Below are 20,026 nucleotides of genomic sequence, written 5' to 3'. Positions count from 1 at the left end.
GCCACAGGCTTGCAGCCGAAGAGGTCTTGCCCTTCGCTCGGCGTCGCTTCAGTCGTCTCGGTGCTCATGCCACTTCAACGGCCAAACTCGCCCGCGGCTGTCGGGGTTATCCCAAATCTTCACAGGCTCTCACGCCTCGTCGCGGGACTGTGGAGCAACGCCGACGGCATGCAGGTATGGCAGCACCTGTGGAGCCGGCCTGCGCTCCAGGCCGAGGTGTGGCTGGGCATCGGCGTGCCGCTGGCGATCACGGTGCTGCCGGGGCTGCGCAAGTCGCTCGGGCTGCAGCTCGTCGCGGCGGTGATCGCGGTCGTCGCGCTGTTCGTCGCCCGCTACCACTTCGTGGTCGGCGGCCAGCTCGTTGCGCTGTTCAAGGGCAGCTGGGCGCACGGGCTGCTGTCGTACTCGCCATCGCTCACCGAATGGGCGGTACTCGCCACGGCGGTGTTCCTCGCCAACGTGGTCAACGCCGCGGGCGAGAAGTTCCTGGGCCTCGGCGACCGGCGGGCATGAAGGTGACCAGCCAGAACCCGGCACCGGGCGTGCTGCCGCCCTCTGCCCTGCAACCGGGGCTGCTCGACCGGGCCGACCTGTTGCTGAGCGTGGCGCGGGCGTTCCTGCCGCCACCGGCCGATTGGTCGGTGTGCGACTGGGCGCAGCCGCTCACCGACGACCTGGCCGAACTCGGCGCCGCGCTCGGCCTCGACACGCGACCGGCCGTCGACGCGTTGGCCGAGGCGAGTGCCCGCTGGGCCGCCGAGGCCGCCCGCGACGACGGCAGCGCCGATCCCTGGCTCGTCGAATACGCGCGCTTGTTCCTCACGCCGCCGGTGCCGGTGCCGCTCAACGCCGGCGTGTACCTCGAAGGTGCCCTCGGCGGCAGCAGCGTGCAGATGGTGCGTTCGTGCTACCAGGCGGCCGGCGTCGAGCCCGACGAGAACTTCCGCGACCTGCCGGACCACGTCTCGATGCAGTTGGAGTTCCTTGGCCGGCTGTACGAGCGCGCCGCACGGGGCGATGCCGACGCCGCCGGCATGGCCGACGAGTACTGCCGCGAGTTCGTCGACCACTGGGCCGGTCCGCTCGAGGCGGCCTGTCGCCGGGCGAGCGCGAAGTCGTCGGCAGCCGAGGTCTACGCGGCACTGGTGCGACTGGTGCGCGAGGCCGTGGGCGACCGCACGCTGGAGGCTTCGCAATGACCACACCGCACCTCGACCCGCGCTCGGCGCTGCAGGATGCGGCGCGTCTTGCACGAGGCCCGCGTGTGCCCGTGACCCTGCGGCGGCTGCTCGAGCGGCACTCGATCGGGCCGCGCTGGATGACGGCGCCCGGTCCGACGCTGGCGCAGCTTCGCCTGGCCACGCGCGCAGCACTGCGCGCGCCCGATCACGGGCGGCTCGTGCCTTGGCGAGCCGTCGTCGTGCCCGACGGCGGGCGCGAGGTGCTCGCCGACCTGTTCGCACGCTTCGCACGTGACGCCGGCAAGACCGACGAGGACGTCGCGATCGAGCGCGAGCGCGCGTTCAACGGGCCGGCGCTCGTCGCATGGGTCGTGCGCATCGACGACGACGTACCCGAAGTGCCGGCACACGAGCAGTGGATGTGCGCCGGCGGTGCGCTCGCGAACTTCCTCAATGCGCTGCACCTGATGGGTTTCGGCGCGAAGACGCTGAGCGGTCGCAAGTGCCGCCATCCGGCGCTCACGCAGGCGTTCTGCCGCGAGCGCGAGCAGCTCGTCGCGTTCGTCTGCATCGGCACACCGACGCGCAAGCCCACGCCGCGCGTCGTCGACGATGCCGACGAGGTGCTCTCGCTTTGGCGTGGGCCGCGCCTGTGACCGCCGCCGGCACCGTGCGGTGCTGATAGCGATGGCGCTGGCAGCCGGTGCGGCCACGCGCGCCGAGATGTCGGGCGACGAGTACCGCAGCCCGGGCTTCGTCACGAGCCCGTCCGAGCGGCAGCGCCTGGCGGAGCAGCTCGAGCGCGAGCGCGCGCAGGCTGCCGAGCGCGAAGCACGGCACGCGGCCGAGCGGGCCGCGTCGGCCGAGGCCGAGCGCCAGCGGATGCTCGAGCGCCCGCTGGGCGAGCGCCTGCTCGAGGCGCACTGCTCGCGCTGCCATCGCCCCGAGGTCGTCGCCGGCGTGCGCCACACGGCGCTGGGCTGGCGAGTCGTCGTCGAGCGCATGCGCTGGTGGCACGGCGCCGCCGTGCCGCGAGCCGACGTCGCACCGATCGTCGCGCACCTCGCGGCGACGCGGCCGGCAACGGGCGCGGCGGCAGCGCTGGAGTGGGGTGCGCTTGCGGTCGCGACGCTGTCGATGCTTGCGGTGGGGATCGTCTATCGTGTGCGTCTGCGACGGACGTTCGAGGGCGCGCGGCGATGATGTCGACGATGAACACCGGCCCGCGGCCACCACGCAGCTCGAGGATCGTCTGCGTTGCTTCTGCGCTGCTCGTCGTCGCTGTGAGTGCCGGGGCGCAACCGTCGCCACCGGCGACGTCGCAGGGCGCCACGCCGAAGCCCAGGCCGATCGTCGTCGCGCCGCAGCGAAGCGAGCCGCCCGCGCAGAAGGCGTCGTCGCCGGTGGCGAAGGCCGTCGCGGCGGGAACCAAGCCGCCGAAGGGGGCGCCGATCCCGCTCGGACTGTGTTCCGGTGACTGAGGACCGATCGAGCGGTTGCATACTTGGAGATACGTCGTCCATCTATGCGATGGAGGCGCAGACTCGACTAGCGTCGTCACGGGACAGCCGTCGATCCCGAGGCTTCCCGTTCTGGTGAAGGAAGCGAATACGCTCGCCATCGCGAGTGAGGAGGAGGACCGATGAAGAGACTTCTGGTGGCGATGCTCACGGCGTCGCTGGGACCGCTCGCCGCGGCGCAGAGCTCGTCCGAGGACGAGATCGCGAAGTACCGCGAGATGCTCAAGGAAGGCAACCCCGCCGAGCTGACCGAGATGCTCGGCGAAGAGTTGTGGAAGACCAAGCGCGGCACCAAGAACGTGTCGCTCGAGGGCTGCGACCTCGGCAAGGGCCCGGGCGTGGTCAAGGGCGCCTACGCCGAGCTGCCGCGCTACTTCGCCGATGCCGGCAAGGTGATGGACCTCGAGGCGCGCCTGGTCTGGTGCATGGAAAAGCTGCAGGGCTGGGACACGAAGCCCTACTTCAACAAGGGCGCCTTCAAGGCCAGCGGGCCGGGCTCCGACATCGCGGCGATCGCGACCTACGTCGCCGCCCAGTCCAACGGCATGCGCTTCAAGGTCGACACGTCGCACCCGGCGATGAAGCAGGCGGTGCGCACCGGCGAGGAGCTGTTCTGGCGCCGTGGCGGCCCGTTCGACTTCTCGTGCGCGACCTGCCACGCCGAGGACGGCAAACGCATCCGCCTGCAGGCGCTGCCGAACCTGCTGACGAAGGAGGGTGCCGCGACCGGCGTGGCCACCTGGCCCGCGTACCGCGTCTCGCAGGGCATCGTGCGCACGCTGCAGCACCGCATGTGGGACTGCTACTGGCAGATGCGGCACCCCGACGTCGAATACACGTCCGACGCCGTGACGGCGTTGCTCGCGTACCTGGGCAACCTCGGCAACGGCACCGAGGTCAAGTCGCCGTACATCAAGCGCTGATTGAGGGGGCTCGCAGATGGCACGCATGAAGTACACCGCCGCCGCGTTCACTGGCGTGACGCTCCTCGTCGGCTGCGCGTCGATCGACGACGGCCAGCGCCACTTCCCGACCGCGGACGAGGCGATCGCGACGTCGTGGAAGACGACCGACCCCGCATGGCGCCAGCGCCTCGTGCAGGACGACACGCAGAAGCTGTGCTCGCAGGTGCGCGACCGGCCCGACAAGGCCACTGCCGAGCGCATCGAGAAAATGAACCAGACGATGAAGGTCGTCTATCCGGAGGGCGGCAAGCTCGTCGGCGACTGGAAGCGCGGCGAGGCGATCGCGCAAAGCGGCTACGGCCTGCGCGTCGGCGACACGACGCCGAACCGACCCATCGGCGGCAACTGCTACGCGTGCCACCAGCTGCAGGCCAAGGAACTGTCGTACGGCACGCTGGGGCCGTCGCTGCTCGGCTACGGCAAGCTGCGCGGCCGCTCGGATGCGATCGTCAAGTACACGTACGACAAGATCTGGAACGCGCAGGCCTTCTCGGCATGCTCGAACATGCCGCGCTTCGGGCACAACGGCATCCTGACGCCAGCGCAGATCGCCGACCTCGTCGCGCTGCTCGTCGATCCGGCGTCACCCGTCAACCAGTGACGGCCGCGCCGCTTGGCCGGCAGTGGGGACCGGGTCGGGCGGGTACCATCGGCATCAATGAGTGCTGCCCGCTCCTACGACTGCGTGCTGCGTGCCTGGAACGCGCACGAGGCCGAGCTGCGCGCGCACCTGGCGTGGCGGCTCGGCGACGCCGCCGCGGCCGACGACCTGCTGCAGGACGTGTTCGTCAAGGCGATGCGCGCCGGGCGCGACTTCTGCGTGCTCGACAACCCGCGCGCGTGGCTGTACCAGGTCGCGCGCAACGCGCTCGTCGACCACGTGCGCCGCACGCGGCCGCACGAGCCGCTGCCCGACGACCTGCCGTGGGAGCCGCCCGAGCCGCCGCCGGCGGTCGACGCGCTCGCCGACTGCGTCGCGCGCGTGCTCGAGCAGCTGCCGCCGGCCGATGCCGACATCCTGCGCCGCTGCGACCTCGAGGGCCAGACGCAGGCTGACTATGCGCGTGCGCACGGGCTGAGCGTGCCTGGCGCGAAGTCGCGGCTGCAGCGCGCGCGCGCCCGGCTGCGCGAGCGGCTGACGCAGACCTGCGGCGTGCGGCTCGACGACCAGGGCGTGTGCTGCCACGCCCCCGCCCGCGCCGCAGCCTGATCGCAGCGTGAGCCCTGGTGCTGCGGCGGCGCAGCCGGTCGGGGGGCCTCACGACGAAGCGCGTGCCGAGCGCCCGCTTGATCGGCATCAAGGCAGCTCGACGGGTGTCGCTGCATCCTTTCGTCGCTTGCTGCGTCTACTCGTTCAGACATCCTCGAAAGCCCCGCATGACCGCCCTGACCGCCACGCTGTCGTTCCCGCAGCGGCATCCACGCCTTTTCCTGCTTGCTGCCGCCGTCGTCTGGTGGCTGGTCTACCGCCAGCTGGTGCCGGTGTCGGAGGCGTTCGTCGCGGCGCTGCCGGTCGAACGCGACAGCCACCTCGGCGGTGCGCTGCAGTTCTTCTTCTACGACACGCCGAAGGTGCTGCTGCTGCTGACTGGGGTCGTGTTCGTGATGGGGATGGTCAACTCGTACTTCACGCCCGAGCGCACGCGTGCGCTGCTCGCGGGGCGGCGCGAGGGCGTGGCCAACGCGATGGCCGCGGCGCTCGGCGTCGTGACGCCGTTCTGTTCGTGTTCGGCGGTGCCGCTGTTCATCGGCTTCGTGCAGGCCGGCGTGCCGCTCGGCGTCACGTTCTCGTTCCTGATCGCCGCGCCGATGGTCAACGAGGTCGCGCTCGCACTGCTGTTCGGGCTGTTCGGCTGGAAGATCGCGCTGCTGTACCTGGGCCTCGGGCTCACGGTGGCGATCGTCGCCGGCTGGGTCATCGGCCGGCTGAAGATGGAGCGCCACCTCGAGGATTGGGTGCGCGAGATGCCGCGCGTGGCCGCCACCGCCGGTGCGGAGGGCATGCCGCTGGCCGAGCGCATCCAGGCCGGCTTCACGAGCGTGCGCGAGATCGTCGGCAAGGTCTGGCCCTACATCGTCGTGGGCATCACGATCGGCGCGGCGATCCACGGCTGGGTGCCCGAGGACTTCATGGCCTCGATCATGGGCAAGGACGCGTGGTGGTCGGTGCCGCTGGCGGTGGCCATCGGCGTGCCGATGTACACCAACGCCGCCGGCGTGATCCCGATCGTGCAGGCGCTGCTCGCCAAGGGCGCGGCGCTGGGCACCGTGCTCGCGTTCATGATGAGCGTGATCGCGCTGTCGCTGCCCGAGATGATCATCCTGCGCAAGGTGCTCAAGGTGCGGCTGATCGCGACCTTCGTCGCCGTGGTGGCCGCCGGCATCCTGGTCGTCGGCTTCGTGTTCAACGCCGTGCTGTGAGGGGCGAACTCGTGATGAAGAAGTGGATCACGGCGCTCGTCGCGGCGACGGTGGCGGTGGTGGCGAACGCGCTCGAGGTGCGCTTCGAGCCAGTGTCCGACGGGGTCTACGCGCACATCGGCGAGAAGGGTGCACGGACTTACGAGAACGAAGGACTGAACGCCAACCTCGGGCTCGTCGTGACCCCGGCCGGCGCGGTGCTGATCGACAGCGGCGCCACGTTCCAGAGCGCGCGCCAGATCCACGAGGCCGTGCGCAGGGTGACGCCGCAGCCCATCAAGTGGGTCGTCAACACCGGCGGGCAGGACCACCGCTGGCTCGGCAACGGCTACTTCAAGGCGCAGGGCGCCGAGATCATCGCCCACGAGAACGCGCGCGCCGACATGACGAACCGCGGCAACGACCATTTGCAGGCCCTGAAGGCGGTGCTGAAGGAGAAGGCCGACGGCACGGTGCCGACGCTGCCCACGCGCTGGCTGCAGGGCCGCGACGAGCGGCTCGAACTCGGCGGCGTCGTCTTCGAGTTCCGCCACCGCGGCGGCGCGCACACGCCGGGTGACACGATGGTGTGGCTGCCACAGAAGAACGTGCTGTTCAGCGGCGACGTCGTCTACGTCGACCGCATGCTCGGCGTGCTGCCGGTCAGCCACACCGGGCGCTGGCTCGAGACCTTCGCCGTCATCGAGCAGCTGAACCCGAAGGTCATCGTGCCGGGGCACGGCAGCGTGACGAACGTCGCCACCGCGCGCGCGGACACGAAAGCCTACCTGGTCGCGCTGCGCGAGCACATGAAGAAGGCGGTCGCCGAGATGACCGACATCAGCGAGGCGGTGAAGTCGTTCGACGCCGCCCCCTTCAAGCGGCTGCTCAACGCCGACGAGCTGATGCCAGGCAACGCGAGCCGCACCTACCTGGAACTGGAACGCGAGTAAGGAGAGCCACGATGGACGTTAAGGTGCTCGGCACGGGATGTGCCAACTGCAGGAACACGATCGCGCTGATCGAGCAGGTCGCCAGGGACAAGGGCGTGCCGGTCACGGTCGCCAAGGTCGAGGAGCTGCGCGAGATCATGAGCTACGGCGTGATGTCGACGCCGGGTGTGGTGATCGACGGCAAGGTCGTGCACGCCGGCGGCGTGCCCAGCCGGGCGAAGGTCGAACAATGGCTTGGTGCCTGAGGGAGGGAACGCGATGAATGCCCGTGTCGAACTGTCCGAAGCCCAACAGGTCTGCCCGACGACGACCCGCCGGCTGCTCGCCGAGGGCGCGCTGCTCGTCGACGTGCGCGAGCCGGCCGAGGTCGAACGCGTCGCGTTCGACGTACCCGGCGTCGTCGCCATCCCGCTGTCGCAGCTCGAGCGCCGATTCGCGGAACTGCCGCGCGACCGCCAGCTCGTGATCGCGTGCGAAGTGGGCGCGCGCAGCCTGAAGGCGACCTACTTCCTGATGTACCAGGGCTACACGCAGGTCGCGAACATGGAAGGCGGCCTGCAGAAGTGGGCGCGCAAGGGTTTCCCGGTGCGCGGCGACATGGCGCAGGCGAACGCGTGCGCCAGCGGCGCCTGCGCCGACGCCAGCGGCGGCTCGTGCTGCGCGCCGGCGCCAGCGGTGTCGGGCGGCGGTTGCTGCGGCTGACGCGATGCGGCGTCGCGTCCTGGTGGGGAGCGTCGCGGCGGCGTTCGCGGTGCTCGCCGGCTGGACGCTGTTTCGCGCCCAGTCGCCGCTGGTCGCGGCGCCGGCATCCGTGGTGTCCGCTGACGAGGAGGGCGACGCGGTGCAGCGCGCGCTCGCGCGCGGCAAGCCCGTCGTGGCCGAGTTCGGTGCCAACGCGTGTGCCGCCTGCCGCGAGATGAAGCCGGTGCTCGAGACGCTGCGGCTCGAACATGGCGAGCGCATCGAGGTGGTCGACGTCGACCTGCTCGCCGACCGGCGTGCGGGCTACCTGCAGCGCTACCGCATCCAGCTGATGCCCACGCAGGTCTTCTACGACGCGCAGGGTCGCGAGATCGGACGGCACATGGGCACGATCGGCGCCGACGAGATCCTCGCGCGGCTGGGCGTCGACGCCGCCGAGCCGCGACCGTGACACCGGCATGACCGACGCCACGATCACCCTGGCTGCCGCGTTCGCCGGCGGTTTGCTGACCTCCGCGTCACCCTGCGCGCTCGTCGCGGTGCCGCTCGCAGTGGGCTTCGTCGGCGGCCAGGCGACGACGCCGACGCAGGCGTGGCGCCTGACGCTGGCCTTTGTCGGCGGCATGGTCGTGGCGTTGACGTTGCTCGGTCTCGCGGCCGCGCGCCTGGGCCTGCTGATGGGGGCGCTGCCCGGGGCGGCGACGTCCGCGTTCGGCGTCGCCGTCGCCGCGCTCGGCGTGTGGATGCTCGTCGGCCGCGGCACGCGTTGCGCGGTGGCGGTGCCGCCGGCATGGCAGCGGCGGCTGTCGGGCTCGGGGTGGGCCGGTGCACTGGCGCTTGGCGCACTCGTCGGCGGCATGACGAGCCCGTGCGCGACGCCCGCCCTCGCCGCGGCGCTGGCGGTAGCCGGCGCCGGCACGGCGCTCGGCGCGTCGATGTGGCACGGCGCGGCACTGCTCGCGGCTTACGCCGTCGGCCACAGCGCGCTGCTCGTCGTTGCCGGTGCGGTGCCGGGCGGCGCGCAGGCGCTCGCTCGGCGGCTGGCCGGCGTCGACCGCTGGCTGCCGGGCCCGCGTGCGTTCGGTGTGCTGCTGGTCATGACAGGCCTGTGGTGGACGACGCTCGCGCCTTGGGCGTAAGCTGAGCCGGCTTGATCGAGGAGTTCGCGATGGAGCCCGACAAACCGAAGATGGAGTTCCGCGTCGCCGCGCGCCGCGTCGACGCGCACGGCAGCACGGCGTCGTGCAAGGACGCGGCGATCACGCTCGACACCGACCTCGCCGGCCGGCGCGACGCGTTCAACCCGGCCGAGCTGCTGCTCGCGGCGCTCGCGGCGTGCATGATCAAGGGCATCGAGCGCGTCGTGCCGCTGCTGAAATTCCGCCTCACGGGTGTCGAGGTGCGGCTGCACGGCGTGCGTCAGGACGTGCCGCCGAAGATGGAGTCGATCCGCTACGAGATCGTCGTCGACACCGACGAGGACGACCGGCGGCTCGCGCTGCTGCACGACAACGTGCGCAAATTCGGCACCGTGTTCAACACCGTCGCGCCGGGCACCGACCTGGCCGGCACGATGCGCCGTCGGGTCGACGACGCCGTAGGATCGATCGCATGAACACGAGACGAGACCGCTGGGGGACGTGGCGCGCGCTCGGCGCGGCCGTCGTGGTGGCCTGCACCGCGACGGCGGCGCACGCCGACGCGCAGCTCGCCGCCGACAAGGGCTGCTACAACTGCCACGGCACCCCGCCGAAGAAGAACGCGCCGACGTTCGCGCAGCTCGCGGCCGACTACGCCAAGTACCGCGGCGACGACGGCGCGGTGCGCCAGCTCGCCGACAAGCTGCGCAGCGGGTCGATCTTCGGTCACATCGACGCGCACGAGCGCCTGAGCGCCACCGACGCCGAGCGCCTCGTGCGCTGGATCGTCGACGGCGCGCCGCCGTCCTGACCGGCGCGAGGTCCCCAACCGCTGCCAGGGTGATACGCGAGCGCTTGACTGATCTGCGATGTTTCGAAAATAATAGAAACGTTTGGCAGGACCAAGCTCGGCCTGCGACGTGTCGTCAAACCCTTGAGCACCGATGCGATGCCCGACGCCCCGATGAACGAGAACGCGGCTGTGCTCGCGCTCGCCGCGCTGGCGCAAAACATGCGCCTGCGTGTGTTCCGCGCGCTCGTCGGCGCCGGCCCGCAGGGCCTGACGCCAGGGACGCTGTCAGCGCTGCTCGGCGTGCCGGCGTCGACGCTGTCGTTCCACCTCAAGGAACTGCTGCACGCCGGGCTCGCCACGCAGGAGCGCGACGGCCGGCACCTGATTTACCGGCCGGCGCTCGCGCAGATGAATGCGCTGCTGGCGTATCTGACGGCCCACTGCTGCCAGGGTGCCGGCTGCGACGAGCCCGCCGCCTGCGCCGCGGCCTCCATCCCTTCCACCACGACCCCGAGACCCCGATGAAGCGCTTCCACGTCCACCTGCACGTCGACGACCTCGCCCGCAGCATCGGCTTCTATTCGAAGCTGTTCGCCGCCGAGCCGGCGCGCGTCGAGAGCGATTACGCCAAGTGGATGCTCGACGACCCGCCGGTCAACTTCGCGATCTCGACGCGCGGCGAGCGCGCCGGCATCGACCACCTCGGCATCCAGACCGACGACGCCGCCGAACTCGCCGCGATGAAGGCGCGCGCCAAAGCGGCCGACATGACGCTGCTCGACGAAGGCGAGACGACCTGCTGCTACGCGAGGAGCGAGAAGCACTGGGTCACCGACCCGCAGGGCATCGCGTGGGAGCACTTCCATACGCTGGCCAACATCCCCGTGTTCAACGAGAAGCCGACGCAGGCGGCGCCCGCGGCCGAAGGCGCGTGCTGCGCGCCGCGGGGCCGGCCGGTGGGCATCGCGGTGAAGTCCGCCGACTCGTGCTGCTGATGCCACGCGTGCCGCGATGACGACGCACGTCCTGATCCTGTGCACGCACAACTCGGCACGCAGCGTGCTGGCCGAGGGCATGCTCAACCACTGGGCGCGCAAGCTCGGGCGCGACGTCGTCGCGCACAGCGCGGGCAGCGCGCCGAGCGGGCGCATCAACCCGTTCGCGCTCGAGGCACTCGCGCGCGCCGGCGTCGACATCGCCGGCGTGCGCAGCAAGAGCTGGGACGAGTTCGCCGCCGCCGGTGCTCCACCGCTGTCGATCGTCATCACGGTGTGCGACAGCGCCGCCGCCGAGGTCTGCCCGGCATTCGTCGGCCGCGCCGGCGAGGCGCCCGTCAAGGTGCACTGGGGCTACCCCGACCCGTCGAACGCCGAAGGCGGCGACGACGGCAAGCGCCGCGCGTTCGAGCTGACGCGCCAGGCGATCGGCTACCGCATGCTGCAGCTGCTCGCGCTGCCGCTCGAGACGATGGAGCGCGCCGCGCTGCAACGCGCGCTCGAGCAGATCGCACTGACCTGACTCTCCACGATGACCGCCCAGACGCTGCCCAAGACCGCCGCCGCCCCGGCGCCGCTCACGTTCTTCGAGCGCTACCTCACGCTGTGGGTGTTCCTGTGCATCGTGGCCGGCATCGTCGTCGGCCAGCTGTTTCCGGGTCCGATCCAGGCCATCGGCCGCATGGAGTATGCGCAGGTCAACCTCCCGGTGGGCCTGCTGATCTGGGTGATGATCATCCCGATGCTGCTGAAGGTCGACTTCGGCGCGCTTGGCCAGGTGAAGGACCACTGGCGCGGCATCGGCGTGACGCTGTTCATCAACTGGGCCGTCAAGCCGTTCTCGATGGCGCTGCTGGCATGGATCTTCATCCGCCACGTGTTCGCACCGTACCTGCCGGCCGACCAGCTCGACAGCTACGTCGCCGGGCTGATTTTGCTGGCCGCCGCGCCGTGCACGGCGATGGTGTTCGTCTGGAGCCGGCTGACCGGGGGCGATCCGATGTTCACGCTCGGCCAGGTTGCGCTCAACGACGCGATCATGGTGTTCGCGTTCGCGCCGATCGTCGCGCTGCTGCTCGGGCTGTCGGCGATCACGGTGCCATGGGACACGCTGCTGACTTCGGTCCTGATGTACATCGTCATCCCGGTGATCCTCGCGCAGTGGTGGCGCCGGCGGCTGCTTGCGCGCGGCACCGCCGCGTTCGACGCCGCGCTCGCGCGGATCGGGCCGTGGTCGGTCGCCGCGCTGCTGGCCACGCTCGTGCTGCTGTTCGGTTTCCAGGGCAAGGCGATCCTCGAGCAGCCGCTGGTGATCGCGATGCTCGCGGTGCCAATCCTGGTGCAGGTGTTCTTCAACTCGAGCCTCGCGTACTGGCTCAACCGGCGTGTCGGCGAGAAGCACAACGTCGCGTGCCCGTCGGCGCTGATCGGCGCGAGCAACTTCTTCGAGCTCGCGGTGGCCGCGGCGATCAGCCTGTTCGGCTTCGAGTCCGGCGCGGCGCTGGCCACCGTCGTCGGCGTGCTGATCGAGGTGCCGGTGATGCTGCTCGTCGTGCGCGTCGTCAACGCCAGCAAGACGTGGTACGAGCGTGGGGGTGCCGCGGCCTGACCCCTGCTCGTCATGGGCGTCACCGCTGCCGTGGCGCGGCCTGATGCCGTAACGCTGCGTTGCATCGCCACGCGCCACCCCGAGGCCCCCCACCGATGAACACCAGCGCCGAACACGATCACGACCATGGGCAAGACCACGCGCACGCCGACACCGGCCGTCGCGGCGGCGGTCACGACCATGCCCACGCCCACGCGCCGCAGCGCTTCGACCGCGCGTTCGCGATCGGCATCGCGCTCAACGTCGGTTTCGTCGCCGTCGAGGCGTTCTACGGCTGGAAGACCGGCTCGCTCGCGCTGCTGGCCGACGCCGGCCACAACCTGAGCGACGTCGCCGGGCTGGTGCTCGCCTGGGGCGGCGCGCTCGCCGGGCGGCTGCGGCCGGACCTGCGCCACACCTACGGCTGGAAGCGCGCCAGCATCCTCGCCGCGTTCGTCAATGCGTTGCTGCTGTTGGTGGCGATGGGCGCGCTGGCGTGGGAGGCGCTCGGGCGGCTGCAGCAGCCGGCGTCGGTCGAAGGCACGACAATCATCGCGGTGGCGGCCGTCGGCATCGTCGTCAACACCGCCACCGCGCTGCTGTTCATGCGCGGGCGCGAGCGCGACCTCAACATCCGCGGCGCGTTCCTGCACATGGCGGCCGATGCGCTCGTCTCGGCGGGCGTCGTCGTCGCCGGCCTGCTGGTGCTCTACCTCGGCTGGCACTGGATCGACCCGGTGGCGAGCCTGCTGATCGCCGGCGTGATCGTCTGGGGCACGTGGAGCCTGTTCCGGCAATCGCTGCACCTGATGTTCGACGGCGTGCCCGAGCACGTCGACCTGCGCGAGGTGCGCGCGTTGCTCGAGTCGCTGCCCGGCGTGGCCGGCGTGCACGACCTGCACGTGTGGGCGATGGGGACGTCGGAGGTCGCGCTCACCGCGCACCTCGAAATGCCCGGCGGCCCTGGCGACGACGATTTCCTGCGCGACGCGACCGAGCGGCTGCACGAGCGTTTCGAGATCAGCCACGTGACGCTGCAGGTGGTGCGCGTGCCATTCTGCGTGCCGTGCGCGGCCTGACACCGCCCGCGCCCAAGGGACTGACGCGATGGCGCGTGATGTCGCGACGACCCTGAATCCACTGTCCCGCGCAGGCCACACGCCAACCGCGGCACCGGCCACCGAGGTGCAGGTGCTGGCGCGCATCGTGCAGCGCTGGCCCGGCTGGCTGATGCTGGTGGACGCCGACCGTCGCGTGCTTGCGTGCTCCGCAGCGCTCGCTGCCGCCGTCGCGCCCGATCCCATTGGCGCGAAACCCAACGGTGACGCGCTGCGGTGCACGCGGTGGGTCCACAGTGGCGGCGCGCGCGGCTGCTGCCTCGACTACGGCCTGGCGCTTGCCGACCTGCAGAGTTCGGCACTCGTGCAGCTGGACCTGCCGCAAGGGCGTGCGCAGGCGGCGAGCGCGCGCCTCGAGCCGATCGCGCTCGCCGATGGCGCCACGGCATGGCTCGTGCACCTCGAGCCCTGCGGCGGGGCGCAGCCCGAAGACGCAGCGTGGCACGACATGATCGCCGCGCGAGGCGCCACCGATCGGGATCGGGACGCCTGGCTCGCGCAGCTGAGCCAGCGCTGGGTACGACCCCTCGTGCGGCCGCGATGGGCGGGCTGGCTGCACGAGGCGGCTGGTGACGATCGGGCCTGGCACGCCGCCAGCGGCCGCCTGCCGCGGGGGCTGACACAACACGAACTGCGCGTGCGTGCCGCGACGGCGCGCGCCGGTGCCGACGCGACGCTGCCGGTGACGCTGGCCGTCGCCGGCGACTTGCTGCACCTCTTCCCGTCGGGCGCCGCCCCGGCCTGGGTGCTGGCACTGCTCGGCGGCCACGTCGACGCGGCGCGGGCGACGATGCTGTGCGGCCTCGTGAAGGCGGTCGCGGCCGCGCACGACGTCTGCGGCAGCGCCGCCGTCGCCGACCCTCCCGCTGCGCCGCCGCCGACCGCGACACTGACCGTGCGCGAAGCGCAAATCGTGCACCTGGTGGCGCAGGGCCTGCCGGACAAGCGAATCGCGCAGCGGTTGGGGCTGAGCTTTCACACCGTGCGCAACCACCTGCGGCGCATCATGTTCAAGCTCGGCGTGCATACCCGGGCACAAATCGCTTTCGCCCTCGCCGCGCGCACCGAGCGCTGACGCCGAAGGGGAGACCGCACGCACGGTCGGCGGACCGCTGCCGCATGGGGCGCGTGGGCGAGGCCACCGGGGCGGGCAGCGCCGGCACCGCCGGGTGTCGTCATTGGATCCACAGGGTGCCGACGACCTTGCCGCCGCTGACCAGCTCGGCCTTGGTGCCGCCGCGGCCGACCCAGAACGCCCCCACTTCGAGCGCGCCCAGGTCGGCGTCTTCCCACAGGTTGCCGACCACCAACTTGTCCTTGTTGACGAGCGGGATGTGATTGACACCGCTGGGGCTCTTCCACGCCTCGCCCTTGGTCACGCCGGCGAGCGCTTCCTTGGCTTTCTTCTCGACCGTGGCGCGGTCGACCTGCTTGTCGGCGTAGTAGTAGCCCGGTGCCGCATGGCGCCATCCAAACGGCGCGGCCTGCACCGGCGCCGCGGTCAGCAGCCCCGCCGACAGCGAGAGGACAGCGAGGGACATCAGGGACTTCTTCATCGCGATCTCCTGGTTCCGGTTGCGAGGGACGACCCCTCGGCCCATTCAACGCGGCAGCACGCGACGCCGGCATGGCGCAAATGAACCATGCAGGCCGGCGCGTCGTCGGGCCCCCGCGCGCGGCCGCGGCTCGCATCGCCGGCCCCGAACTCACCGGTCGCGCAGGGCGGCGATCAGCGGGCAGGACACGTGGCCGCGGGTGCCGCGGCAGCGCGTGACCAGGTCGTCGAGCGCGGCCCCGATGCGCTGCAGGTCGGCCAGCCGCGCGCGCACCTCGGCAAGCTTGCGCTCGGCCTGCGCGCGGGCGGCGGCGCACTGGCGGCCGTCCTCCAGCGCCAGCAATTCGGCCACCTCGTCGAGGCTGAAGCCCAGCCGCTGCGCCGCGCGCACGAAGCGCAGGCGGTCGAGCGCCGCGGCGCCATAGCGGCGGATCCCGCCGGCTGGCCGCGGCGGCTCGGCCAGCAGGCCGCGACGCTGGTAGTAACGGACCGTCTCGACCCCGACGCCGGCGCGCTGCGCGAGTTCGCCGATGGTCATGAAGGCGTCGCGTGGGGTCGTGGTCATGGCGCTTGACTCCGTACCGGGGTACGGAGCGAAGCTTACGGCCATGTCGACCCGACCGCCGTCACCTCCGGTCCGTCCGTCGCCCGCCGCCGCGCTGGCCGCGGGCGCGCTGGCTGCACTGGCCGCATCGGCCTGCTGCGTGGGGCCGCTGGTCCTGCTGCTGGTCGGCGCGTCGGGCGCATGGATCGCCCACCTGACGGCGCTCGAGGCCTGGCAGCCGCTGTTCGTCGCCATCGCGCTGGCTGCACTCGGGGTCGCCGGCTGGCGCCTGTGGCGGCCGGCCGGGGAATGCACCGCCGGGCAAGTGTGCGCCGCGCCCCGCTTCAGGCGCGCGTACCGGGCGCTGTTCGTCGCCGTCGTGCTGCTGCTCGCGCTGGTGCTTGGCTTGCCGTGGATCTCCCCCTGGTTCTATTGATCGAAAGGCCCGACATGACCTTCCTTGCCCGTGCCGCTGCCGTCGCCGCGCTCGCGGCCCTCGTCGACGCCGCCGCGGCCGCGCCGCGCACCGTCACGCTGTCCGTCCCGGGGATGAACTGCGCCGCCTGCCCGATCACCGTCAAGCAGGCCCTGCTGCGCGTGCCCGGCGTCGAGCAGGCCACCGTCAGCCTGCCGCGGCGCGAGGCCGTGGTGCGCTTCGACGACGCGCGCACCGGCGTCGAGGCGCTGACCGAAGCGACGCGCAACGCCGGATACCCGTCGCAACCGGTCGCGGCAGCGCCATGAGCGAGATCGTCACGGTGTCGGTGCTGACATGTCCGTCGTGCGGGCACGCGCAGCGCGAGATCATGCCCACCGACGCCTGCCAGTGGTTCCACGAGTGCCCCGCCTGCCACGCGCTGCTGCACCCGAAGCCGGGCGACTGCTGCGTGTTCTGCTCCTACGGCAGCGTGCCCTGCCCGCCGGTGCAGCGGGCGGGCGGCCGACGGTGCTGCGCGGGCTGATGGGTCGGCCGCGCGCGGCGACGACACCTGCGGCCCGGTGCCGGCCCGATCGGACCGGGTCAGGCGCATGCGGTGCGATGCCTCCTGCGGCCGTGCGGGTCGGGACATCGAAGAGCCGCCTTTCGGGCATTGGGACGGCCCGCGTGCGGATGATCACGCGTTCACAGCCCCGTGCGACAGCCGCTTCGCGGTGTCGAGCACCAGCAGCAAGACCAGCGCCGCCACGAGCAGCGCCGCCGTGGCGGATAGGGGGATCGGTGCCATCAGCCAGCCGAGGGTTGCGAAAAGCCCGGCCGTGACGATGCCGACAGCGGTGGCCGTCACCAGCGATCGGCCCGGCCAAGGCCTTTGCCAGCACCAGCCGCGGTGGCGCACCGCGTAGAGGACGGACTGGCCGGCCGCGAAGGTCAGCCATACGAAGCTCGCGGTGTGCGCCTGGCGCTCGTCGAGCTGCCAGGCGGTGACCACGGCGTGGTGCACGCCCAGGCTCGACACGAGCAGCACGAGCCCGAGCACCACGCCGGTCACCGCCAGCGGCCGCATGCGCCAGGGGTCGGGGCGGGGGGAGGGCGTCACGCGGTCGCCCGATAGCGCGAAGGTGGACAGGTCGCCGGCCAGCATGAACAGCACCATCAGCAGTGGATCGATCACGAAGCCGCCGAAGACCACGACGCCCAGCGCCAGGAAACCGGGCACGCCGGTCTTGCGCGAGATCATCGCCAGCATCCACGACTGCATGCGCTGACGCATCGTGCGGCTGACGCGAATGGCCGTCTGGATGTCGGCCAGGCCCGGGCGCGTCAACAGCATGCCGGCCGACGCACGCGCCACGTCGGTCGCGCCGGCCACCGCGATGCCGACATCGGCCTGCGCCAGCGCCGGTGCGTCGTTGACGCCGTCGCCGGTCATGCCGACGACCGCGCCGGCGCGCTGCCAGGCCTGCACCAGGCGCAGCTTGTCCTCGGGCAGCACGCGCGCGTAGACGCCGAAGCGCGCCAGCTGTTGCAGTGGCGCATCCGCAGCTACTGCCCCGGCCGTCGCCACCTCGCCCTCCAGGCCCAGGCGGCGTGCGACCGCCCGCGCCGTCGCTTCGCCGTCGCCGGTGACGAGCACCACGCGCACGCCCTGCTGGCGCAGCGCCTGCACCAGCGCCGCGCTGTCCGAGCGCAGCGGGTCCGCAAAGGCGATCAGGCCGTCGAGCCTGGCCGCGCCGTCGCGCACCGAACCGACGGCGAGCACGCGCTCGCCGTCGGCGGCCAGCGCCTCGACCAAACGCGCGGTTGCCTCGGCATCGGCGCCGACGAGGCGTGCCACGGACAGCGGTTCGCCCTTGAGCACACGCAGACGGCCGTTCGCGTCGCGCACCTCGGCCATCGCATGCTTGGTCTCGGGGTCGAACGCCGTGTAGGCCAGGCGTTCAGCCTGCAGTGGCACGCCGCGCTCGCGTGCCGAGGCCAGCAATGCGAGGTCGATCGGATCCTGGGTGGCTTCGTCCGAGGCCCAGACGGCACGCTGCAGCAGGGTGGCCTCGTCGGTGCCGGGCGCCGGCTGCAGTGCTGTCACCACGAGCCGGTTCTCGGTCACGGTCCCAGTCTTGTCCAGGCACAGCACGCCCATCGCCGCGGCCGCGTCCAGCGCCGCCAGCCGTGTGACGAGCACGCCCTGTTCGGCCAGGCGCGCGGCCCCGAGCGTGGCCGACAGCGTCGACATTGCCGGCAACGCCACCGGTACGGAGGCCACCAGCAGCATGAGCACGAAGGGCAGCATGCCGACGCCCAGGTGCCCGTGCACCGTCGCGGCGGCCAGCACCACGCCGATGAGCAGGACGTCGAAGCCGAGCAGCATGCGCGCGGTCTGCACCGCCAGCGTCTGCAGCCGCCCGGGTGCCTGGGTCTGCGCGAGCAGCGACGCCAGGCGGCCGTGGCGGGTGCGTGCCCCGGTGGCGGTGACCTCCGCCACCGCCTCGCCGTGCCGCACGACGGCTGCGGCCGGCAACTCGGCACCGGCCGCCTCGTCCACCGGCAGCGATTCGCCGGTCAGCGAAGACAGGTCGACCGAGAGCGCGCCTCGCACCAGTCGCACGTCGGCCGGCACGATGTCGCCCGCGCGCAGCGCCACCGCATCGCCGGCCACCAGGTCGCGCGCGGGCATGCGCTGCCAGTAGCCGTCACGGCGCACGCGTGCCTCGACGACGACGCGACTGCGCAGCAACTGGGCCGCGCGATGCGCGCGCTGCTCCTGCAACGTGCCCATGACGGCCTGGAACAGCAGCAGCACGGCGATCACCGCCGCTTCGAGCCAACGCTGCAACCACAGGTCGATCAGGATCGCACCCTCGAGCATCCAGGGTACGACGCCCCAGAAGCGGCGCGCCAACGCCACCCACAGGCGGTGGGCGGGTTCGGGCAGCGCGTTCGGCCCGTCGGCACGCAGCCGGGCGGCCGCCTCGTCGCTGCTCAGCCCGATGGCAGGCGGTAACCCTTTTGACATCGCATCGATGGCCAAGCGAGGCTCCTCGTCACGGCAGCTTCGGCGGCGTCTGGTCCGGCGGCTGGCCGTCGAGCGCGCGCAGGAAGGCCGTGATCGAGGCCACCGTGCGGTCGCTCAGGTCGAGGTTGCTGCCGCCCTTGGCGCACAGGCGCACCGCCTCCTCGAGCGTGGGCACCTGGCCGTTGTGGAAGTACGGCGCCGTCTGCGCCACGTTGCGCAGCGTCGGCACGCGCCAGACGTGTCGATCAGCCTCGTTCTTGGTCACGGTGTAGCGGCCCGGGTCGTCCATCAGCTTGTACTTCGCGACCAGCGCGTTGTCGGGAAAGCGCGGGAAGACCTGGTAGAAGCCGGCGCCGCGCGCCAGCGGCGGCGGCCCGTTGAAATCAGGCCCCATGTGGCAGGTGGTGCAGGCCGACTGGCGGAAGGCGGCGAAGCCGTCGAACTCGGCCTGCGTCAGCGCGCCCTTGTCGGCGAAGCGGAAGCTGTCGAAGCGTGAACCCGTCGTCACCAGCGTGCGCTCGTAGGTGGCGATGGCCTTGGCGATGGTGTCGATGGTGACGCCCTCCTTGCCGAACACCTTCTCGAACTGCGCCACGTAGCCGGGTATGGCCTTCACCTTGGCGACGACGGCGTCGAAGTTGGGGTTGCCCATCTCCACCGGGTTCACCAGCGGCCCCTTGGCCTGCTCCTCGAGACTGGGCGCACGGCCGTCCCAGAACTGCGCCTGGTGGAAGGCGGCGTTCCACACCGTCGGCGCGTTGCGCGTGCCCTGCGCGCCGCCAACGCCAGTGGACACCGGCCGCCCGTCGGCGCCGCCGGCCGCCGCGCTGTGGCAGGAGTTGCAGCTCACGCTGCCGTCGCGCGACAGGCGGCCGTCGAAATAAAGCTGCCGGCCCAGGGCGACCTTCTCCGGCGTGATCGGGTTGTCCGGGGGCGCTTGCACGGTGCCCTGCATCATGCCGCCCATGCCGCCCATGCCGCCCATGCCCGGGCCCATGCCCGGGCCCATGCCGCGCATGCCGCCGCCCTGGGCCATCAGCATGCCCGCGCTGGTGGTCAGGCCCACGGCCAGTCCCCCGATGATCCGAGCTCCGAGCTTCATCGCATCTGTCTCCCGTCAC

The 20,026-nt window shown here is 71.7% G+C and carries 29 protein-coding genes; 25 read left to right on the top strand and 4 right to left on the bottom strand.

Annotation, left to right across the window (positions count from 1 at the left end; all coding sequences use genetic code 11):
- The first annotated feature begins 168 nt into the window (after positions 1–168).
- From DRV96_RS18110 to DRV96_RS13225, 22 genes are all read left to right on the top strand, one after another.
- Positions 169–513: a hypothetical protein gene (locus tag DRV96_RS18110; RefSeq protein ID WP_162911055.1), complete on the top strand. Its 345-nt coding sequence runs from the start codon at positions 169–171 to the stop codon at positions 511–513.
- Complete coding sequence (locus DRV96_RS13325) at positions 510–1,199, top strand: TorD/DmsD family molecular chaperone (RefSeq protein WP_162911054.1); 690 nt, start codon at positions 510–512, stop codon at positions 1,197–1,199. Before DRV96_RS18110 ends, DRV96_RS13325 begins: the two co-directional genes overlap by 4 nt.
- A complete protein-coding gene (locus tag DRV96_RS13320) occupies positions 1,196–1,837 on the top strand; it encodes a nitroreductase family protein (RefSeq protein WP_235823399.1) in 642 nt (213 codons plus the stop codon). The genes DRV96_RS13325 and DRV96_RS13320 overlap by 4 nt, the downstream gene beginning before the upstream one ends.
- Positions 1,838–1,868: 31 nt before the next feature.
- A complete protein-coding gene (locus DRV96_RS13315; protein WP_162911053.1) occupies positions 1,869–2,384 on the top strand; it encodes a hypothetical protein in 516 nt (171 codons plus the stop codon).
- Positions 2,385–2,392: 8 nt separating this feature from the next.
- Entirely contained in the window at positions 2,393–2,662 is a 270-nt protein-coding gene (locus DRV96_RS13310; RefSeq protein ID WP_162911052.1) for a hypothetical protein, read from the top strand.
- Positions 2,663–2,823: 161 nt separating this feature from the next.
- Entirely contained in the window at positions 2,824–3,624 is an 801-nt protein-coding gene (gene soxA, locus DRV96_RS13305; protein ID WP_119291900.1) for a sulfur oxidation c-type cytochrome SoxA, read from the top strand.
- A 25-nt stretch (positions 3,625–3,649) separates the two neighbouring features.
- Entirely contained in the window at positions 3,650–4,267 is a 618-nt protein-coding gene (gene soxX / locus DRV96_RS13300; RefSeq protein WP_235823398.1) for a sulfur oxidation c-type cytochrome SoxX, read from the top strand.
- 57 nt (positions 4,268–4,324) lie between these two features.
- Complete coding sequence (locus DRV96_RS13295; protein ID WP_119291896.1) at positions 4,325–4,876, top strand: sigma-70 family RNA polymerase sigma factor; 552 nt, start codon at positions 4,325–4,327, stop codon at positions 4,874–4,876.
- A 167-nt stretch (positions 4,877–5,043) separates the two neighbouring features.
- The gene (locus tag DRV96_RS13290) at positions 5,044–6,087 is read left to right on the top strand and encodes a permease (RefSeq protein ID WP_119291894.1); all 1,044 of its coding nucleotides are present in this window, start codon (positions 5,044–5,046) and stop codon (positions 6,085–6,087) included.
- A 14-nt stretch (positions 6,088–6,101) separates the two neighbouring features.
- A complete protein-coding gene (locus DRV96_RS13285) occupies positions 6,102–7,019 on the top strand; it encodes an MBL fold metallo-hydrolase (RefSeq protein ID WP_119291892.1) in 918 nt (305 codons plus the stop codon).
- Between the two features lie 11 nt (positions 7,020–7,030).
- Positions 7,031–7,264, top strand: coding sequence for a thioredoxin family protein (locus DRV96_RS13280; protein ID WP_119291890.1), 234 nt, complete (start codon positions 7,031–7,033; stop codon positions 7,262–7,264).
- 13 nt (positions 7,265–7,277) lie between these two features.
- Entirely contained in the window at positions 7,278–7,721 is a 444-nt protein-coding gene (locus DRV96_RS13275) for a rhodanese-like domain-containing protein (protein ID WP_119291887.1), read from the top strand.
- A 4-nt stretch (positions 7,722–7,725) separates the two neighbouring features.
- On the top strand, positions 7,726–8,172 hold the full coding sequence (locus DRV96_RS13270) for a thioredoxin family protein (RefSeq protein ID WP_119291885.1): 447 nt from the start codon (positions 7,726–7,728) through the stop codon (positions 8,170–8,172).
- 7 nt (positions 8,173–8,179) lie between these two features.
- Positions 8,180–8,860, top strand: coding sequence for a cytochrome c biogenesis CcdA family protein (locus DRV96_RS13265; protein WP_119291883.1), 681 nt, complete (start codon positions 8,180–8,182; stop codon positions 8,858–8,860).
- Between the two features lie 29 nt (positions 8,861–8,889).
- On the top strand, positions 8,890–9,336 hold the full coding sequence (locus DRV96_RS13260) for an OsmC family protein (RefSeq protein WP_119291912.1): 447 nt from the start codon (positions 8,890–8,892) through the stop codon (positions 9,334–9,336).
- Positions 9,333–9,671, top strand: a complete 339-nt coding sequence (locus DRV96_RS13255) for a c-type cytochrome (protein ID WP_119291881.1) — start codon at positions 9,333–9,335, stop codon at positions 9,669–9,671. The genes DRV96_RS13260 and DRV96_RS13255 overlap by 4 nt, the downstream gene beginning before the upstream one ends.
- 153 nt (positions 9,672–9,824) lie before the next feature.
- Positions 9,825–10,178, top strand: a complete 354-nt coding sequence (locus DRV96_RS13250; protein WP_119291910.1) for an ArsR/SmtB family transcription factor — start codon at positions 9,825–9,827, stop codon at positions 10,176–10,178.
- Entirely contained in the window at positions 10,175–10,648 is a 474-nt protein-coding gene (locus DRV96_RS13245) for an ArsI/CadI family heavy metal resistance metalloenzyme (RefSeq protein ID WP_119291879.1), read from the top strand. The genes DRV96_RS13250 and DRV96_RS13245 overlap by 4 nt, the downstream gene beginning before the upstream one ends.
- Before the next feature lie 16 nt (positions 10,649–10,664).
- The gene (locus DRV96_RS13240) at positions 10,665–11,171 is read left to right on the top strand and encodes an arsenate reductase ArsC (RefSeq protein WP_119291877.1); all 507 of its coding nucleotides are present in this window, start codon (positions 10,665–10,667) and stop codon (positions 11,169–11,171) included.
- A 9-nt stretch (positions 11,172–11,180) separates the two neighbouring features.
- Positions 11,181–12,257: an ACR3 family arsenite efflux transporter gene (gene arsB, locus DRV96_RS13235; protein ID WP_119291874.1), complete on the top strand. Its 1,077-nt coding sequence runs from the start codon at positions 11,181–11,183 to the stop codon at positions 12,255–12,257.
- 95 nt (positions 12,258–12,352) lie between these two features.
- Positions 12,353–13,315, top strand: coding sequence for a cation diffusion facilitator family transporter (locus DRV96_RS13230; RefSeq protein WP_119291873.1), 963 nt, complete (start codon positions 12,353–12,355; stop codon positions 13,313–13,315).
- A gap of 28 nt (positions 13,316–13,343) precedes the next feature.
- Positions 13,344–14,429 (top strand): helix-turn-helix transcriptional regulator, encoded by a 1,086-nt coding sequence (locus tag DRV96_RS13225; RefSeq protein WP_162911051.1) that lies wholly within the window; start codon positions 13,344–13,346, stop codon positions 14,427–14,429.
- Positions 14,430–14,529: 100 nt separating this feature from the next.
- Here the strand turns inward: DRV96_RS13225 and DRV96_RS13220 are convergent, their stop codons facing one another.
- Both DRV96_RS13220 and merR read right to left on the bottom strand, forming a co-directional pair.
- Positions 14,530–14,910 (bottom strand): hypothetical protein, encoded by a 381-nt coding sequence (locus tag DRV96_RS13220; RefSeq protein WP_162911050.1) that lies wholly within the window; start codon positions 14,908–14,910, stop codon positions 14,530–14,532.
- Positions 14,911–15,060: 150 nt separating this feature from the next.
- Positions 15,061–15,474, bottom strand: coding sequence for an Hg(II)-responsive transcriptional regulator (gene merR / locus DRV96_RS13215; RefSeq protein WP_235823397.1), 414 nt, complete (start codon positions 15,472–15,474; stop codon positions 15,061–15,063).
- A gap of 43 nt (positions 15,475–15,517) precedes the next feature.
- Between merR and DRV96_RS13210 the strand changes: the two genes are divergently transcribed.
- From DRV96_RS13210 to DRV96_RS13200, 3 genes are read left to right on the top strand one after another with little or no spacing between them, the layout of a single operon-like run.
- The gene (locus DRV96_RS13210; RefSeq protein ID WP_119291867.1) at positions 15,518–15,889 is read left to right on the top strand and encodes a mercuric transporter MerT family protein; all 372 of its coding nucleotides are present in this window, start codon (positions 15,518–15,520) and stop codon (positions 15,887–15,889) included.
- A gap of 14 nt (positions 15,890–15,903) precedes the next feature.
- Positions 15,904–16,197, top strand: coding sequence for a mercury resistance system periplasmic binding protein MerP (merP, locus tag DRV96_RS13205; protein WP_119291865.1), 294 nt, complete (start codon positions 15,904–15,906; stop codon positions 16,195–16,197).
- Positions 16,194–16,415 carry a GDCCVxC domain-containing (seleno)protein gene (locus DRV96_RS13200; RefSeq protein WP_119291862.1) on the top strand — a complete coding sequence of 74 codons (222 nt, stop codon included), beginning with the start codon at positions 16,194–16,196 and terminating at the stop codon, positions 16,413–16,415. The genes merP and DRV96_RS13200 overlap by 4 nt, the downstream gene beginning before the upstream one ends.
- Before the next feature lie 153 nt (positions 16,416–16,568).
- Here the strand turns inward: DRV96_RS13200 and DRV96_RS13195 are convergent, their stop codons facing one another.
- Together DRV96_RS13195 and DRV96_RS13190 are read right to left on the bottom strand one after the other, a co-directional pair.
- The gene (locus DRV96_RS13195; protein ID WP_162911049.1) at positions 16,569–18,905 is read right to left on the bottom strand and encodes an HAD-IC family P-type ATPase; all 2,337 of its coding nucleotides are present in this window, start codon (positions 18,903–18,905) and stop codon (positions 16,569–16,571) included.
- Between the two features lie 28 nt (positions 18,906–18,933).
- Positions 18,934–20,007 carry a cytochrome-c peroxidase gene (locus DRV96_RS13190; RefSeq protein ID WP_210757044.1) on the bottom strand — a complete coding sequence of 358 codons (1,074 nt, stop codon included), beginning with the start codon at positions 20,005–20,007 and terminating at the stop codon, positions 18,934–18,936.
- Positions 20,008–20,026 lie beyond the last annotated feature (19 nt).

It is taken from the genome of Azohydromonas sediminis, assembly GCF_003574675.1.
GTDB lineage: Bacteria > Pseudomonadota > Gammaproteobacteria > Burkholderiales > Burkholderiaceae_C > Calidifontimicrobium > Calidifontimicrobium sediminis.
The sequence above is the reverse complement of the archived record's forward strand: the minus strand, read 5'-3'. Positions and strand labels throughout refer to the sequence as shown.

Coding starts and splice junctions, on each gene's coding strand:
- DRV96_RS18110 (WP_162911055.1), top strand. CDS start 169: ATGCAGGTATGGCAGCACCTGTGGAGCCGGCCTGCGCTCCAGGCCGAG.
- DRV96_RS13325 (WP_162911054.1), top strand. CDS start 510: ATGAAGGTGACCAGCCAGAACCCGGCACCGGGCGTGCTGCCGCCCTCT.
- DRV96_RS13320 (WP_235823399.1), top strand. CDS start 1,196: ATGACCACACCGCACCTCGACCCGCGCTCGGCGCTGCAGGATGCGGCG.
- DRV96_RS13315 (WP_162911053.1), top strand. CDS start 1,869: ATGGCGCTGGCAGCCGGTGCGGCCACGCGCGCCGAGATGTCGGGCGAC.
- DRV96_RS13310 (WP_162911052.1), top strand. CDS start 2,393: ATGAACACCGGCCCGCGGCCACCACGCAGCTCGAGGATCGTCTGCGTT.
- soxA (WP_119291900.1), top strand. CDS start 2,824: ATGAAGAGACTTCTGGTGGCGATGCTCACGGCGTCGCTGGGACCGCTC.
- soxX (WP_235823398.1), top strand. CDS start 3,650: ATGAAGTACACCGCCGCCGCGTTCACTGGCGTGACGCTCCTCGTCGGC.
- DRV96_RS13295 (WP_119291896.1), top strand. CDS start 4,325: ATGAGTGCTGCCCGCTCCTACGACTGCGTGCTGCGTGCCTGGAACGCG.
- DRV96_RS13290 (WP_119291894.1), top strand. CDS start 5,044: ATGACCGCCCTGACCGCCACGCTGTCGTTCCCGCAGCGGCATCCACGC.
- DRV96_RS13285 (WP_119291892.1), top strand. CDS start 6,102: ATGAAGAAGTGGATCACGGCGCTCGTCGCGGCGACGGTGGCGGTGGTG.
- DRV96_RS13280 (WP_119291890.1), top strand. CDS start 7,031: ATGGACGTTAAGGTGCTCGGCACGGGATGTGCCAACTGCAGGAACACG.
- DRV96_RS13275 (WP_119291887.1), top strand. CDS start 7,278: ATGAATGCCCGTGTCGAACTGTCCGAAGCCCAACAGGTCTGCCCGACG.
- DRV96_RS13270 (WP_119291885.1), top strand. CDS start 7,726: ATGCGGCGTCGCGTCCTGGTGGGGAGCGTCGCGGCGGCGTTCGCGGTG.
- DRV96_RS13265 (WP_119291883.1), top strand. CDS start 8,180: ATGACCGACGCCACGATCACCCTGGCTGCCGCGTTCGCCGGCGGTTTG.
- DRV96_RS13260 (WP_119291912.1), top strand. CDS start 8,890: ATGGAGCCCGACAAACCGAAGATGGAGTTCCGCGTCGCCGCGCGCCGC.
- DRV96_RS13255 (WP_119291881.1), top strand. CDS start 9,333: ATGAACACGAGACGAGACCGCTGGGGGACGTGGCGCGCGCTCGGCGCG.
- DRV96_RS13250 (WP_119291910.1), top strand. CDS start 9,825: ATGAACGAGAACGCGGCTGTGCTCGCGCTCGCCGCGCTGGCGCAAAAC.
- DRV96_RS13245 (WP_119291879.1), top strand. CDS start 10,175: ATGAAGCGCTTCCACGTCCACCTGCACGTCGACGACCTCGCCCGCAGC.
- DRV96_RS13240 (WP_119291877.1), top strand. CDS start 10,665: ATGACGACGCACGTCCTGATCCTGTGCACGCACAACTCGGCACGCAGC.
- arsB (WP_119291874.1), top strand. CDS start 11,181: ATGACCGCCCAGACGCTGCCCAAGACCGCCGCCGCCCCGGCGCCGCTC.
- DRV96_RS13230 (WP_119291873.1), top strand. CDS start 12,353: ATGAACACCAGCGCCGAACACGATCACGACCATGGGCAAGACCACGCG.
- DRV96_RS13225 (WP_162911051.1), top strand. CDS start 13,344: ATGGCGCGTGATGTCGCGACGACCCTGAATCCACTGTCCCGCGCAGGC.
- DRV96_RS13220 (WP_162911050.1), bottom strand. CDS start 14,910: ATGAAGAAGTCCCTGATGTCCCTCGCTGTCCTCTCGCTGTCGGCGGGG.
- merR (WP_235823397.1), bottom strand. CDS start 15,474: ATGACCACGACCCCACGCGACGCCTTCATGACCATCGGCGAACTCGCG.
- DRV96_RS13210 (WP_119291867.1), top strand. CDS start 15,518: ATGTCGACCCGACCGCCGTCACCTCCGGTCCGTCCGTCGCCCGCCGCC.
- merP (WP_119291865.1), top strand. CDS start 15,904: ATGACCTTCCTTGCCCGTGCCGCTGCCGTCGCCGCGCTCGCGGCCCTC.
- DRV96_RS13200 (WP_119291862.1), top strand. CDS start 16,194: ATGAGCGAGATCGTCACGGTGTCGGTGCTGACATGTCCGTCGTGCGGG.
- DRV96_RS13195 (WP_162911049.1), bottom strand. CDS start 18,905: ATGTCAAAAGGGTTACCGCCTGCCATCGGGCTGAGCAGCGACGAGGCG.
- DRV96_RS13190 (WP_210757044.1), bottom strand. CDS start 20,007: ATGAAGCTCGGAGCTCGGATCATCGGGGGACTGGCCGTGGGCCTGACC.